This is a genomic window from Acinetobacter sp. ANC 4169 (assembly GCF_002135355.1).
Lineage (GTDB): Bacteria > Pseudomonadota > Gammaproteobacteria > Pseudomonadales > Moraxellaceae > Acinetobacter.
The window spans coordinates 88,536-102,612 of the sequence record NZ_NEGE01000008.1; the positions used below are offsets into that span (position 1 = coordinate 88,536).

At 38.7% G+C, this 14,077-nt stretch carries 12 protein-coding genes, 1 other RNA gene and 1 pseudogene; 3 read left to right on the top strand and 11 right to left on the bottom strand.

Translation table 11 applies throughout. From position 1 onward, the window contains the following. Positions 1 to 241: 241 nt before the first annotated feature. Positions 242 to 655: a hypothetical protein gene (locus B9T26_RS07775; RefSeq protein ID WP_086199147.1), complete on the top strand. Its 414-nt coding sequence runs from the start codon at positions 242 to 244 to the stop codon at positions 653 to 655. Positions 656 to 697: 42 nt separating this feature from the next. Here B9T26_RS07775 and B9T26_RS07780 read toward each other — a convergent pair whose 3' ends face one another. The 6 genes and pseudogenes from B9T26_RS07780 to B9T26_RS07805 all read right to left on the bottom strand — a co-directional run bounded on the left by B9T26_RS07780 (position 698) and on the right by B9T26_RS07805 (position 6,250). Then, the gene (locus B9T26_RS07780; protein ID WP_086199148.1) at positions 698 to 2,308 is read right to left on the bottom strand and encodes an HNH endonuclease; all 1,611 of its coding nucleotides are present in this window, start codon (positions 2,306 to 2,308) and stop codon (positions 698 to 700) included. Positions 2,309 to 2,398: 90 nt separating this feature from the next. After that, a pseudogene (locus B9T26_RS15810) lies at positions 2,399 to 2,506 on the bottom strand (HNH endonuclease); the annotation flags it as partial. 106 nt (positions 2,507 to 2,612) lie between these two features. After that, on the bottom strand, positions 2,613 to 2,843 hold the full coding sequence (locus B9T26_RS07790; protein WP_086199149.1) for a helix-turn-helix transcriptional regulator: 231 nt from the start codon (positions 2,841 to 2,843) through the stop codon (positions 2,613 to 2,615). 76 nt (positions 2,844 to 2,919) lie between these two features. After that, positions 2,920 to 3,804: a hydrolase or metal-binding protein gene (locus tag B9T26_RS07795; protein ID WP_086199150.1), complete on the bottom strand. Its 885-nt coding sequence runs from the start codon at positions 3,802 to 3,804 to the stop codon at positions 2,920 to 2,922. A gap of 206 nt (positions 3,805 to 4,010) precedes the next feature. Then, positions 4,011 to 5,084 carry a YqaJ viral recombinase family protein gene (locus tag B9T26_RS07800; protein WP_086199151.1) on the bottom strand — a complete coding sequence of 358 codons (1,074 nt, stop codon included), beginning with the start codon at positions 5,082 to 5,084 and terminating at the stop codon, positions 4,011 to 4,013. Between the two features lie 131 nt (positions 5,085 to 5,215). Further along, positions 5,216 to 6,250, bottom strand: coding sequence for a DUF932 domain-containing protein (locus tag B9T26_RS07805; protein WP_086199152.1), 1,035 nt, complete (start codon positions 6,248 to 6,250; stop codon positions 5,216 to 5,218). Positions 6,251 to 6,937: 687 nt separating this feature from the next. Here B9T26_RS07805 and B9T26_RS07810 point away from each other — a divergent pair. Together B9T26_RS07810 and B9T26_RS07815 are read left to right on the top strand one after the other, a co-directional pair. Continuing rightward, positions 6,938 to 7,345, top strand: coding sequence for a hypothetical protein (locus B9T26_RS07810; RefSeq protein ID WP_086199153.1), 408 nt, complete (start codon positions 6,938 to 6,940; stop codon positions 7,343 to 7,345). 9 nt (positions 7,346 to 7,354) lie between these two features. Then, on the top strand, positions 7,355 to 7,699 hold the full coding sequence (locus B9T26_RS07815; RefSeq protein ID WP_319823186.1) for a hypothetical protein: 345 nt from the start codon (positions 7,355 to 7,357) through the stop codon (positions 7,697 to 7,699). 245 nt (positions 7,700 to 7,944) lie between these two features. Here B9T26_RS07815 and B9T26_RS07820 read toward each other — a convergent pair whose 3' ends face one another. The 5 genes from B9T26_RS07820 to ssrA all read right to left on the bottom strand — a co-directional run bounded on the left by B9T26_RS07820 (position 7,945) and on the right by ssrA (position 13,979). After that, entirely contained in the window at positions 7,945 to 8,211 is a 267-nt protein-coding gene (locus tag B9T26_RS07820; RefSeq protein WP_086199155.1) for a hypothetical protein, read from the bottom strand. A gap of 90 nt (positions 8,212 to 8,301) precedes the next feature. Beyond that, a complete protein-coding gene (locus tag B9T26_RS07825) occupies positions 8,302 to 9,177 on the bottom strand; it encodes an inovirus-type Gp2 protein (RefSeq protein WP_086199156.1) in 876 nt (291 codons plus the stop codon). Between the two features lie 291 nt (positions 9,178 to 9,468). Then, on the bottom strand, positions 9,469 to 12,066 hold the full coding sequence (locus tag B9T26_RS07830) for a hypothetical protein (protein WP_086199157.1): 2,598 nt from the start codon (positions 12,064 to 12,066) through the stop codon (positions 9,469 to 9,471). Between the two features lie 233 nt (positions 12,067 to 12,299). After that, positions 12,300 to 13,436 (bottom strand): tyrosine-type recombinase/integrase, encoded by a 1,137-nt coding sequence (locus B9T26_RS07835; RefSeq protein ID WP_086199158.1) that lies wholly within the window; start codon positions 13,434 to 13,436, stop codon positions 12,300 to 12,302. Positions 13,437 to 13,620: 184 nt separating this feature from the next. After that, positions 13,621 to 13,979, bottom strand: a transfer-messenger RNA (tmRNA) gene (gene ssrA / locus B9T26_RS07840). Positions 13,980 to 14,077 lie beyond the last annotated feature (98 nt).

Consider the following 14,077-nt stretch of genomic DNA (forward strand, 5'->3'; position numbering starts at 1 on the left):
CATTTAATCAAATATTAGAGCATTCTGAGATGCTTAAAAGAGGGTATAGCCTGTCAATACAGACCAATCAATTGCCCATATTCTCGGTAATTTGAGCATACAGGACAACTGTTATTTTGAGTTATTTACACAGTCATTTAGTCAATGAAATTAAGATGAATAATTGAATAATTTTTCACTATTTAAGCCGATTATAATGAATAGCTGAATATTACAATGCAACATCAAAGGTCTTAATAAGATGGCTCAACATTGGCTTGCTTATCATCAAGCGCATTCTAAAGAAAATCCCTTTCCTTACGCTGCTCTTGAGCAATCTATTGTCTACTCGAAAGAAGAATTTCGCCTTAATGCAGGTGATATCATTTGGATGATTCAGGGCGAAAAAATAAGTAGTAGAGAAACTCGATATACCTTGGTTGATTGTTTTACGGTTCATGCAAAAGCAACACCACCAACTATGGTTTCAGATGATTTTATGTATGCCTACATAGGTAAAAAATCCTTACTAACCTTACCGATAGAATGGGATAAAGCCAATGAAGACTGGCAGCTCATTCATCAAAAATTTCTGACCAAAAGACCTGGCTTGAGAAAAGCTACCAGCATAGAAGCAACTGCACTAAAAAATATTAGTGGTATTTCCAAGTTTTAAGTATTTCCCTTTGCAGGCATACGGCTGCAAAGGGTATCCAATTTAACTAGGTTGCTGCATTTGAATGAGAATAATCCCATGCGGCATCACTTTAATGCCATCATTACTTTCGCCAGTTTTCAAAATCGTCTGCCAGTAATCAGTAGAACGCTTCCCACTGAAAATCGTAGATGACAGTTGTGTATTCACTAAAAATGGAAGCGCTGCAAAATTTCTTAGAAAATTGCGGATATTAATCCAGAGTTGATCTGGGAATTTTATTTGAAACGGCTTATTTGGATAGTAAGCACCACCTACCGTACTGTAATAGTTATTAATTAATTCCCTTACGTACGACAGCCAGTTATAAACAATTTCTTCTTTACTCAAGCGAAAAGCTTTTAAGTGCTCGAGCGGAATGACCTGACCTTTTTGAATTTTACTTTCAATCTGACCTGTTCCAATATCAAAGTTATATTTATCGATATAGAATTCCTCAGCAATAATATTCATCAACTGAACCAATTGACTAATCTCAAGCTCTCGAGGATTTTCCCCTATATCAGTTTTATAATCTAAGCGCGTTTCTAATAGATCGGAATGAATAAAAAATGAATAGAATGTCCGTTCTACACTACTATATGAAATTGGTTTTTCAGTTGCCTTACCCGCCATGTCAATATAGTCACGCAACTTATTGTCTGGGCTAGTAATCACAGCATTACGAACAGCATCCAGAACATAGCGTTTGATCTCTCGAGACTGACCTTTAAAATGAGAAGCTAAATCCTTTTCTGAAAACGTGAAATCATTTACGTCTCGTGCGGTATCTGTACGGTAACGCTGTAATTTATCTTGATATAACGTACTCCCCAAATGACGCTGTACAGATTTATCAAATGCTACTTGTTTTAATGTGGTGCCAGCGTTGAAATTTGTCGTAATCAAAACATCAGCATCTACATCAACAAAAACTCTTACAGGTAAAGAACGCACACCCAACATGATTTGCGCTGCTGCCTTATGTTGACCATCAAAGATAAAGATTTCTGATTTATTATTTTCACTCTTCATCCATGCTAAAGGAATATGCAGTTGTGGTCGCTTTTGATAAAACTCTTCAACCAATTTACCAATATTAGGACCAATTGATCTTGGATTGATTCGTTGATCATGATGTAAATATTCTATTGGCATTTTCGCGAAAAAATATTTAAATCCACTTAGGTCATCTTGATAGAGTGGCAATTGGTAAATTTTTTCATCACCTATACTAGATAAGCTGAACTGAATGTTGTCACCTTCAATTTTAAAATTGAGTTCATGCTTCCCTCCATTAGCTCTATCTAGAATATGCGCTAAATTTGGAACTTTATTATCCTGCTGTAAGTCTTCTTTTAATTGTTTAAAACGTTGTAATATTCGAGCAACCTCAAGATTACTTGCCTGTTTTGACCTATTGCAACTGGCATGCGTTACTGCAAAATTACTAGGATCATCTTTTCCATTATGAGCAGATGGAATCACATGATCAATATCAATACTGTCAGAGTGAATGACTAAATCTATTGGCTTTTCACAAATAAAACACTGCCCTTTTTGTGCTAAATGAAGATCTTTAATCAATTTTTCTCTTTCATTAATACTCAATCTGTTTAGATATAATGAAGCCATTCCTAAATCACCCACCGTTCTTGATACATATTTAAATTTTTATCTGAAGTATTAAATCATATAAGCTTCTTCTTCTTTTACATATTGTTTTCAGTTGCTTATAGACCAAATAGAGTAATTATTTTTTCTTGCCTGAGCATACGTCCACTGTGCCACTTTATGTGAACGCTCTTTATCTGTCAGGAAAACTAATAAATTCTATCGACAATGAGCAAATTCCATTCTCAATAATCTTTTGCATACTTAGGCTAAAAAATTCAAACTCAGTCTACTAAAAAAAAATAAGGGAGCAAAAGCTCCCCTTCTATTCCCGGCTCGCCAACTTACTTTCAATCCATTGATGGATCTCATAAGCTGACCAGCCGATTCGGTTTTGCGTAATTTTAACTTTCTTTGGAAAAGTTGGATCGTAATACGGTGAGTTTTCATCCATCATTTCATAAATAGTAGAACGTGCCACACCAACGAACTCTACAACCTGTTTAATACTAATCAGCTGCTGCATTTGAAATGTCTGACCTGTAAATGCATTCATATTTATTTCCTCATCTCATGTTGACGAGCTCCTCGCTCATGAGATACGGCACATCTGTGTGTTTTTACCTGCCGACTTAATTCAATGCAGTCACTGCTCCCTTTAACTCCTGCTGTATATCAAATGCATTGGTTTCATTACTTTTCGGCTGCTGTTGTTCATCCGAATAAAATTCTTCAACAACCTCCAATCCCTCCTCTCCATCCATCTCAAATTGCGCATTGGCAAAGCCTTGTCTGGCGATATGGTCCAAAGCCTCCTGATAGAACCCCGCCTGTTTACTTTGCTCATCAATTTGCTTTGCCATGACAATCGCTTCATTCAAACTAATACCGTCCTTTAAAGTTAAATCCACGTAATACACAGGCTGTCGATAACTCTGAGTTGTACTTTTGCCTCTTAGCGTCAACTGCAATGGCAGACATGAAAGCAAGCCATTCGAAGCCGCATGGTAATAACTCAGCCGAGCAGCCAAGGTGCGGATACTATTGAAGCCCGCTGTCCTGAAAATGAAGGTGCCAAATTCATCCGACTCATCTAAGTTCACATGCAAACGTCCATAAGGTTTGCAGTTACCGCCCTGAGCCAATGGACATATATCTGGCGAGGGACATGGCAGTTTCTCTATCCCTTGCTGTGTTCGCCTTTGACAGGTTTCACCATTTCCTATGCACACAGGTCGGCCCGTTTGCCGGTCAAACATGGTGTACTCTGCTCTTAAGTTCAGATCAGGATCATTAAAGATCATACGGACAGGAATCGTCCGCAGCTTTTGATTTGGCACATTGACCCGCAGCTGCTCATCTAGCGGATGCTTAATCCATCCTTCTTTGTTCTGAATTTGGGAGGTTATAGTGAATTGGTCGTCTTTTTCAGGCAGACGTTTTCCGTTCTTTTCCACTACCCGCCCAATGCTGATTCGTCCAAGCATTGGCGGCGTGATTGCTAAACCTTTAATCATGCTGTTTTCCTCTTTCTGCATTTTTATACAAAACGGCCAAATCTATAGAGCACCCGCCCTTTAGCCGATTAATTTAAAATTAATAAAAACAAGACACACCAATGGCCACGGGGGAATATGTTGTGCATCGGTCTTTTGATCTGGCAAAGCTGTCCAATGCCCTGTTCTTTTTGAGAATGGGGCGAAGGGGCTGCTTTGCCGATTTTTTATGCTGGCCTGTCTGAAAGCGACGAATCTAAATAAATGTTAAAGCGTCTACTTCCAGCTCTATACAATGGGTAAAGCTCAATCAAATCGGGTTGATGCTTCAAGACAGCTTGTGTATTCAAACCAACACTATCTTTGGCTTTCTTCCACACCACTGAACCACGGCTGAATACTGCACGCTCAGCATCCTTCATCATCATCTGAATCTGATGCTTAAGTTCATCAAATCGCTCCTGCTTATGCTGAAGCTCCTCTTTCAATTTAATGAGTTTATCGAACATCAGATTTGCAGTTTCATTCTGAGATAGGTCTTCAACTGTCAATGGGACATGACTTGGATAAAGCATTTGGATCGCTTCCGCTGCCGATGCACTTGCATCAACTGATGGTGGCGTATCCTTTTCCACACACTCCCAGAAGTAACGCTCTGCATTGATAATGTGTTCAATCACCGATTCGGAACGTGTCACTTTAAAGATTTTGGTTTCATGTCCACAGAGCAATACACAAACATGGGCTGCCAGTTTTCCTGTCACAGCCAATTGATGCTGCACCTGACACAATACATATAGCGGTACACCATCTCGCCATAATTTGGCTCCATGCTCCCCTGCAGTTTTACATTCAAGAATTTGCACTTCCTCATTGCCAACAACGGAGTAATCCAAGTTTGCCAACATAAAGTGCTTGTCAGGATCAGGATGCTGCAGAACAGCATTCACACGGCGGACCTTGGAATTGGTGTGCATGCTGTAATACTCAGCGACTAAGGGTTCCAGTTGCTTGCCCCAATACAGTGGTGCAAGACCCGAGCTCTCATCTTCAATCGACTGCGTCTGACGGCCTGTTTTGATCAGCCATAGTTCGAGCATCGACATGTAGGGGTTTAAACCGCATGCTGTTGCAGCATCACTGCTGCCAATACCTTGTTTACGGACTTCAAGCCAATCCTGATAGGCCATATCTTTGGTACTGACCAAACGTTTGGCTGTATTGAAACGCTTAGCTGTGATTAAGGGATTTATTGTTGGTTGTAGAGATTTCTGGTGTGTCATTGGGATCATTTGACTCATTGCGACATCCTTATAAATATAGATTTCTGTAAAAATTGAACGGCATAAAAAACCATACCCAGCTTCATGCTGGGTATGGTTGATATAAGGTGGAAAGTATTTAGTTAGATATGGCTTAGGCTAAATGTATCTCAGGCAAGCAATGCCAAAGCTTGCTCTAAGCCTCTTTGTTTCAGACCTGCACCTGCACCGAACCACGCAGAATCTAAACGGTGATCTGTACTCATGGCACGTCTTTCATGATCTGCAAACTCTGTGATCGAGCATAGCAAGCCATAAGCCGTATCCTTTGCTGAAGACAGCATTGCACCACGTCCCTGACCATTAAACATTTCTAAAGTTTTAGACATGGCTCTTCCATTCGGTTCAGTTTTATTTTGTGTTTGCGCATTGCTTGCAACCTGACGGTAGAACTGAATAATGTTTTCCTCAGGATCTGCAATAGACATGGTGCTGTTATTGAAGACTGCATCAAAGTAAGCTTTGGCTTCCTGCTGACTCACTTTACGCTGGCTTAATTGTTTCATTTCATACATGTGATCATCCCATGAACGCACTGAAATACCCAATTGTTGTTTCACTTTCTCTGCATCAAACTTGGTACTGTGCGGTACTTTGACCACACCTGAACTTGCAGTTGCGCCTTTCAGAGCAATCGCAAGCGTGTTATTGCACACAACACGGATACTGGTAAATTGCGCTGTCGTTGCCAAAGTTCCATCACAGGCCGACGCAAGCAAGATATAGCCATTACTTACATCCTTGCCTTTCAACGCTGTACTTTGACCTGTACGCGCCAATGCCCAGAACTTCTTACCGCCCTTCAAGACACCTGCTGTTTCAAGCTCGAAGCCTGATTGTTCTGTTAGATCACGATAGAACTCCAAAATCTCTTTTGGTTGAACTTCCTGATAACGCTGACTAACCACAGATAACGGTGCATGGGTATCTGAGCGATACAGCACGCGCTGTTCTTCAAATGGCATGATAATGCTTTGACCACGCTCATTCTGAGCCATATAACTGACATCAGATGTTTCAATACGCCAATCCATTCCTGCCTGCTGCGCCCAAACTTCCAGAGGTTGATTGGGACTCAGCTGATTACCTAAGCCATGCCAAGGCGTTTCACCTACATAGGCGATTTGTTCAAGCTGATGAGCCATAAGATGTTCCTTTTAATATTGAAGAGTGATGTGCTTAAGTTCAAATTTTGGACATAAAAAAACCTGCTGAGTCAGCAGGCGAAATCGTGTTTAACACAGAAATAAAAATCTGAGTAATCTTTCATTTTAATGATATATATCTGAAATTATTTAGAATCTAATCTGCAAATTTTTATCCAAGTCAATTAGCAATCAATTGACCTGCGCTTTCTCACCGATTATGATTCTCTTGCTGGCCTACATTGCCAGCCGGTTTTAGCAGACCGTTTCCTAAGTGCACTAAAAGATTCCTTCTTTTGGTGTGTGCCCTCGTGCTCCCCTCTGCGGCGGAACGGGAGGGGGACACCTTCGGGTGTGCTGATTCTTAGGTTCAGTCTGCTAACCCCTTTTCGTTCTGCCACCATTATTTAGCAGTGATGCGGTAGAACTTCTTAAATACCTAAGGAGTCAATCATGACTGTTCTTTTTCAAGCTGCTTTCCAGCCAAGCGATCATGTCATTCAGGCACTGCCCTGTTCTTGTCATTCTCTGTTCAATGTTTCATTGGTCTTAACGGACCGTATCTAACTCAGTAATTTTAAGCTAAAAATTTTTGACGCATGAACCAATAGGCTGATGAATTTCCAAGCTTTTGATGCTGAATAAAAATGAACAAAACATTCAATGCAATATAACAAGGACATCTTTATGAAAAAATTAGTTCAAATCCTCGCTGGGGTCAGCTTTGCCGCCGTTATGTCTAGTAGTTATGCAGACACGGCTGCAATGCAAAAAATCTATAAAAACCCAAACCTAGCACCTAAAGCACAGCGCTGCGGCGGTGATCAAAAATGTAATGCCTTTTACGCTTTATCTAAACAATGGCAGTCCATTCCTGACAATTTCAAAATCAGCGGGATGAAAATTAAGCCTTATGCACAATCAGGCGATGGGTACGGTTTATGGAAAGGATTTACGCTGAGCAGCGACCGTGCCATTGCCTTATCTGATGCAGGCGATGCAGTGTTTTACAGTGGCGGGAGCAGCTCAAAATCGGATGAGCGCATTTTCGCTCAAGGCTTAGCAGTGTTGCTGTATATCGAGAACAAAAAATAAGGGAAATAAATGATGAACAATATTAAGAACACAGCCCTATTCAAGTTCACTCAAGTACTTTTAACAACTGCCATACTCACTGGAGTCAGCGTAAGCACTATGGCAAGCAGCAACCAAGTCACAGCCACGGTAAAGAAGATTGAAGGCTATGGTGAATTAGGGGATGCCTTCACCTTTAAAACTGTTTCTGGCAAACGTTATATGGTGTATAACGCAGGCGGAACCAGCCCGATCAAGGGTGAAATGCTGATTCAGCAATCTGCAAAATCTAAACAAAAAATTTGCTTAGTGCTGGACAGCTATCCGAATGAACCGCGCATGGTGCAAGCTGTAAAGAAAGGTGCGTGTAAATAACCACTTCTTCCTCTGTCTGAGCTTAACCCAGCCATACATTAATTGCCTTTTATAGTATCTCGGCTGTAAATTGAAATTTTCAGCTAACTAAATATGGGAGCTACTGCTCCCATATTATTTTCGGCTGATCAGCTGAAGCTATTTTAGGTAATCTCTACATTATTTGGGAAAGTTGGATCATAAGTTTAGTTAAACATCATTGAAGATCATGCGAACGATGTTTTTGAAATTTCCTCTGGCTTATATTAATTAAAATTTCGCTGACAGTTATGACAATGAAAGAACGTCACAGATTGTTGCGGCTTTGAAGGCTGAATAATGCTATCAAGCAAACCGCCGATCACTGCACCCGCCAAGCCGCCTAAAATGGGTGAGAATGGCGAAGGAAAACTTTTAGCAAGGCTCGCTCCAATTCCAGCGCCTGCCATAGACGACAAATTATTCGCATTCCCTGAGTGAGCTGTTTCACGGCTAACACTTTCGGAATGGCAATAAGGACATGTAATGTTCATAAGATATACCTTTAAAATGAAAAGGCCTACCGATTGATAAGCCTTTGAATGTGTGAATAAACATTCTTCGTTCATGTTAATGATGTATATCTATGATTTTTTGGAATCCCGATTTCTGGGCCCTGAGCCACCTTTACTAAACTTCCGCATTCCCTTCAAAGGAGCTCTTAAGTATTGGTCATTCTTCTCTAAATCAGCTAAATAACCTATTGCTTTTAACGCGTTCCCTACCTCTTTAGAGTTACGCCTTTCAATCATTCCAATACCTAACTGATTCAAACCCCAATAATACTTTTTATGCTCAGCTTGATTGCAGTTATAAAACTGTCCACACCCTCCTGTAATTTTATCTTTCCACAATTCACCAATGCACTGTCCTAAGTAAGAATCTCGATTACGCAAAGAACCGTTATATATCAGCAACAGATGACAATGATACCCTCTGCTTTTTCCACCCTGCTCTAGACGATAAACATACCCGACCTGATCCTTAAAAATAGTATCCTTATCTTGAATGCGACTAACCAACTTCTCAATATCACGATTGAACTTACCTATACTCGGTTGTGACAAAGCCTTGTATGACAGATCAACTCTTACCAAGAGTAGCTTACGATGTCGATCTAACAGCTCATTAAAATATTTTTTTAAACTTCTTTGGTTATCTCGAATCTGATCAATGAATCCATCCAAGAAGCTTTCCTGCTTTTCAGCCAACTCACGCTGTAAGCATTGAAATACGCTCTTACTTTCAAAAATCTCCTGATCCTCACAAGAAATATTTTCAGGGAGCAGATTGAAATAGGCTTCTACTAAAGGGCTGTATGTACAGTCTGGATTGTGAACAGCTCTTGCTTTGCTTTTAAGTGTATCAAAGTCAAATTGGAAATCATTCCAGCGGTATTTTCTTCTAGATACCTTAAGCATGAAGTTTTCAATATCAAGTAAGGTTTGTGCTTCGTTCACGAATGTATTTCCTATGTTAGGTGAAAGACATAGGAATCACTGCTCAGTATTTTTTACACATGAACGTAAGCATTGAACTCAATAAAAAAACCTTCATCATTTGGAGTGATGAAGGTTGATTAAGAAGATTAAGTATTTAATAAATAGAATATATATTAAATATATATCCTAGTCAGATTAACTCAAAATGTACTCACTAGACTTCTCATAAAATTCAAAACGCTGCTTCTATAGCAAGCTGTCGAAACTCTACAAATTATCCTATTTTTATAGAAAAGATTGAAGCGGAAGTTAGGTTTTTGTTTTTCTTAACTTTGCAGTTTTGCTGGAGCTCATTTTTACATTTTTTTTAATCAGCCATTTAGGGACTTTTTGATAGATCTCATCATTGAGCACGTCTTGATAGACTGCAATTGGTGCAACATGGTTAATAAAAATTTTTGCTAATTTATAATGTGTTGTTTCTAGTATGAGTTGCTCATAATTTAACTCTGGAACTGAATGAATCAATCTCAATTGCTTAACGACTCCATCAATGCTACTGACGCTAGTCTTTTCCAGACTATAGGTATCACACGATTTCTGCCATGCTATGGATAAAGCATCTATTAAATTTGGACAATGAATTAAAACCTGGGCTTTAAATATAAATACAACATTGGCCGCAAACCCGATAATTTTATTGGACTTACTTCTCTCTATACCTTCCCAATACCCCAAATATCCTGTGATGAATGAAAAAGGTAAACTTTTTTTATTTATCTGCAACATATTTGAGAAAATTTTAGATAGGTCTTGTTGCGTAATCCTGTCTTTTGATTGCTCGGAGAATAAACATCGAATGATCACAACATCTTGCCGCATTGCAAAGCGCAACATTTCTTTAACCTTAATCAAACGTGTCTTATGCCTTTGCATGTGAAGCAAATGGAGTGTTTGATCCGCGCCTTCATTATTTATTATCTGTTGGGTATTGATAGACCGCTGAGGAGCAGCGTCATCAATGATCAATGAGTTAGTTGAATCTTTACTACCGATTCTTAAGGTTGAACTTCTATTCACTTCCATTTCAATCACATCTTTCTCAACCTTTTCCTTAAATTCTGGCTTAGAAGGCAAAACTGACTGGTTTATTTTTATTATTTTTTTAGGATGAAAAAACAACATCTCTGTAAATTGATACTCTGCCAATAATCTATCTATCTTTTTTTGATTTTTTTCTGAATCCAAATCCAAATATAAAAAATGCTGTAGCAATCCTGAACTATAAGTATCATCAATTTGGTTACGGAAGACTGAAAAAAAGTGCCCCAATGTTTTACTGACTATTTTCCCTTCCAACTTCACCTCAAGCTCAGCCAATAATTCAGTCTGTTTAAGTATTTCAGCAAACTGAAGCAAGTGACGAGATGTCACATGCTCAAAAGATACAGGGGAATGCCATCTTTTAATACGATAGTCTGTATCAATGGGATGAAAACCTAAAAGGCTAGATTCCATAAATGTTAGAATAAAAATTTCAACTTTAATGGCTAATTCAGTAAATTTAGACAACCCCCAAATCGCCATCTGCTCAGCAACAATCATTGAAGCCTGAATCAAGTATTCCTTAGAATTTTCAGACAAATGCTTCTGATCCCAAATCAGTTTAGTTCTAGAGCAATGCAATATATTCCATAAACTTTGATAATTATCCAATGCATTACATTCCAGCCAGATTATTTCTTGCTTCGGCAATGTTCTCCTTTTTGATTCTTGCTGTCGTGGAGCCCCATTCAATAAGTTAACTACATCTGATAAAAATTTTGTATTATCGATATTCTCAGACCTTTGTTTAGAAGCGATGTGAATAGGACTCAATCTGCCAAAATTTAATAAATTTTCAGTTAAGCCAAAAACAAGATGATGTATAAGCTCGCTGCTAGCATTCTCAGTATTGATCACAAAAAGTTTGTCATTACTCATAGATGAGTCAAGCAATCTAAATTTATCATTTAGAGATCCAACATCAATCCTTAAACTTTTAGATGATGAGTTCTCTATTTCTTCCCGAATGACTCTTTCTATATTTAGTGCAATATTATTTTCATTAGTAGATGCAGACTTATTTTGTACAAGACAAACAACGTAATAGCTTTGCCAATTTTTTGCGAAAGAACAATCGACTGCCATCACATACTTTATTTCGCGCAACCGACCAAAATTTTCAAAAAGATTGATCATATGCTTCAAATCAAAGTCATCGGCCTGGTTTGAGTAAACTGTGACTTTAAAAGCAACTACATAGAGAAACCCAACTTGAGCAAGGAGCGATTCAATTTGTGGATAAATTTCTTCCCTAAAAAAGACAGAATACTGATTAACCTCTTTTTTTAAATCAAATTGCAAGCCTTTTAGAGGTGATTGACTTTTAGCCACACGCCATTCGATATATTTTTTTAAAAAAGCCTCAGCAAAACCATCCGCTGAAAATGGAAAAAATCTAGTTTCATCTTTGTAGTTGCTCTGCGAGTTCTGAAAAGCAATCACCTCACGCCGACTTTGAACTCTCTGAACAAAATAATTAAATTCATGACACTCAAAAAACTCATCATCAGGATGCCTAATATCATTTAGCTTTGGAAATACTTTTACTTGCTTCAAAGCCTCCAATAGTGCACTGACACCCTGATGCCTCAAGTGCTGATCAAGCTCACACACTCCATTATCCAAGCTTCGTATTAAATATGGAACCGCAGTATCTAATAGTGCATAAACAGCTATTGCAGGACTGTAAGAGTTTTTTTCACTACCGCTTATTTCATCTGAAAAATATAATTCTTTATATAAAATATCTAACTGCTTAAAAAATTTCTTTTTTTCTTTAATAAATCTAGTTTCAATACTCATTTTTCAAACTTAAGCTATTGTTTTAAATTTAAATACAACAATATATGATACAAGTTTAGAACTCAATATTTTTTCAAAAAAATCAATTTTAATCATAGAAAAAACGGCAATAAATATATAAATTTAAGCCGCCTTATCTAGCCAATAAAATCAATATATTTTTGAGTTTTAAGCTATATGCACGCGAAAAAAAACCACGCATCAAAGCGTGGTTTTTTTTATATTGTAGTCAGTTAACTTAACCACTCCTTTACTTTCTCCCCATACCACTCCATGAGCTTTACACGCTCATCCCAATACTGTGCTCGGTTATACGCAGAACGAATTCTATTCTGTGGCACATGGGCAAGCTGACGCTCAATTGCATCAGGATTGAATAAATTTGATTCATTTAACACAGTACTGAATAGCGATCTAAATCCATGTGTTGTCATTCGACCTGCATAACCAGAACGCTTAATCACTGCCAAAATTGATTCACTACGCATAGGCTCTTTGTTATTTAAACGATGTGGAAATAGCAAGTCTTGGTTATGTGTCAAACGTAGTGCTTGGAGCTCATCAATCATCATGTCTGTTAATGGTACACGATGGGGTAAACCGTTCTTCATACGCTCAGAGGGGATGTCCCATTTACGTTCTTCTAGGTCAAACTCATCCCAACTTGCCTGTAGTAATTCACTGACTCGAACGCCTGTAAGCATGATCAAAATAATTGCATGATGCGTTTGCGCATCGGCAGGATAAGCTTTAATACGTCTAAGAAATTCAGGCATTTCACTTTCAGGTAGTGAAGCCAAATTCTTCACTTTTTTATTCTTAAGTGCATAAACTAAATCACTTGCAGGATTGTCATATCGATAGCCATGTGCAATGGCATACTTCATCACCATGCCACAACGGGATAACGTGCGTTTAGCAACTTCAGTAGATCCTCTTGCCTCAATCTTTTTGATGATCTGCAAGATATCTGGTGCTTTAATCTGATTGATTCGTTTATTGGCAAGCGTACCGTTGAGCTCATCTAAAGAAGCTCGTACATTACTAATATGTTTAGATGACCAAGTTTCTCTTTGATTCTCAAACCAGTCCTCAGCCACTTCTTTAAAAAACGGCTTAATGTCTTCGTATAAGACAGACTTGGAATGTTTGTATTTGAGTTCAAGTGCAAGCTCCCTTGCTTTCTTTAAACTCATGTCAGGATATGGACCAAGCGACTCTGACTTACGTTCACCATGAACGGTATAACGTACATTCCAATATTTTTGTCCTGCAGGAGTCACAAGAAGTGAAAGACCATTCTCATCTGACAGACGGTAACGCTTATCTTGTGGTTGCGCTTTTCTGCATTCCGTATCTGTGAGTTTCATCTGTGTTTACCCATTATCTAGACTAAAAATAATTGGGTAAATTTTCCCAATAATTACCCACAAAAGGCAAAAATTGGGTCACACAGCTTAGGACAGGATCGGACAATACAGCCAATAAAAAAGCCCTTAAACATTGAATTTAAGGGCTTTTTTACATTCAGTCAAACATCTCTGAATTGAATTTTGGTGGAGATGGCGGGAGTTGAACCCGCGTCCGCCAGCACTACGCTCGAGAATACTACATGCTTAGATATCGTCTATTGTTTTAACTCTTTGTGACCCGACGAACAGGGTACAAATCGCGATCCTCTAAGTTTAGTACAAAGCCCCGAGGCTTGGCTTTATACGGACTTGTGTGCGTGCGCTTCAGTCGGACTCTCTAACCACAAGTATTCGGAGAGGCGGACAAGCTGCCCTTAGGCAGCTAGAGCGTATGATTCGTCGTTTGCGACTAAAAAATGCAAATTTGATTTACGAGAGAAAATGCGCTCTCGACATGCATCTATGAGTTTCATCACCAGCGTCGAAGCCAGAAACATCCCCAAAGTAGACCGCAATCATAACATAAATGTTCAAACCCGCAGTGCGTTTTTTAAACATTTACACAAACAGATGCGATTAATTCAATAATTGCGCTAATA

Coding starts and splice junctions, on each gene's coding strand:
- B9T26_RS07795 (WP_086199150.1), bottom strand. CDS start 3,804: ATGATTAAAGGTTTAGCAATCACGCCGCCAATGCTTGGACGAATCAGC.
- B9T26_RS07805 (WP_086199152.1), bottom strand. CDS start 6,250: ATGGCTCATCAGCTTGAACAAATCGCCTATGTAGGTGAAACGCCTTGG.
- B9T26_RS07815 (WP_319823186.1), top strand. CDS start 7,355: ATGATGAACAATATTAAGAACACAGCCCTATTCAAGTTCACTCAAGTA.
- B9T26_RS07790 (WP_086199149.1), bottom strand. CDS start 2,843: ATGAATGCATTTACAGGTCAGACATTTCAAATGCAGCAGCTGATTAGT.
- B9T26_RS07775 (WP_086199147.1), top strand. CDS start 242: ATGGCTCAACATTGGCTTGCTTATCATCAAGCGCATTCTAAAGAAAAT.
- B9T26_RS07810 (WP_086199153.1), top strand. CDS start 6,938: ATGAAAAAATTAGTTCAAATCCTCGCTGGGGTCAGCTTTGCCGCCGTT.
- B9T26_RS07780 (WP_086199148.1), bottom strand. CDS start 2,308: ATGGCTTCATTATATCTAAACAGATTGAGTATTAATGAAAGAGAAAAA.
- B9T26_RS07830 (WP_086199157.1), bottom strand. CDS start 12,066: ATGAGTATTGAAACTAGATTTATTAAAGAAAAAAAGAAATTTTTTAAG.
- B9T26_RS07835 (WP_086199158.1), bottom strand. CDS start 13,436: ATGAAACTCACAGATACGGAATGCAGAAAAGCGCAACCACAAGATAAG.
- B9T26_RS07800 (WP_086199151.1), bottom strand. CDS start 5,084: ATGAGTCAAATGATCCCAATGACACACCAGAAATCTCTACAACCAACA.
- B9T26_RS07820 (WP_086199155.1), bottom strand. CDS start 8,211: ATGAACATTACATGTCCTTATTGCCATTCCGAAAGTGTTAGCCGTGAA.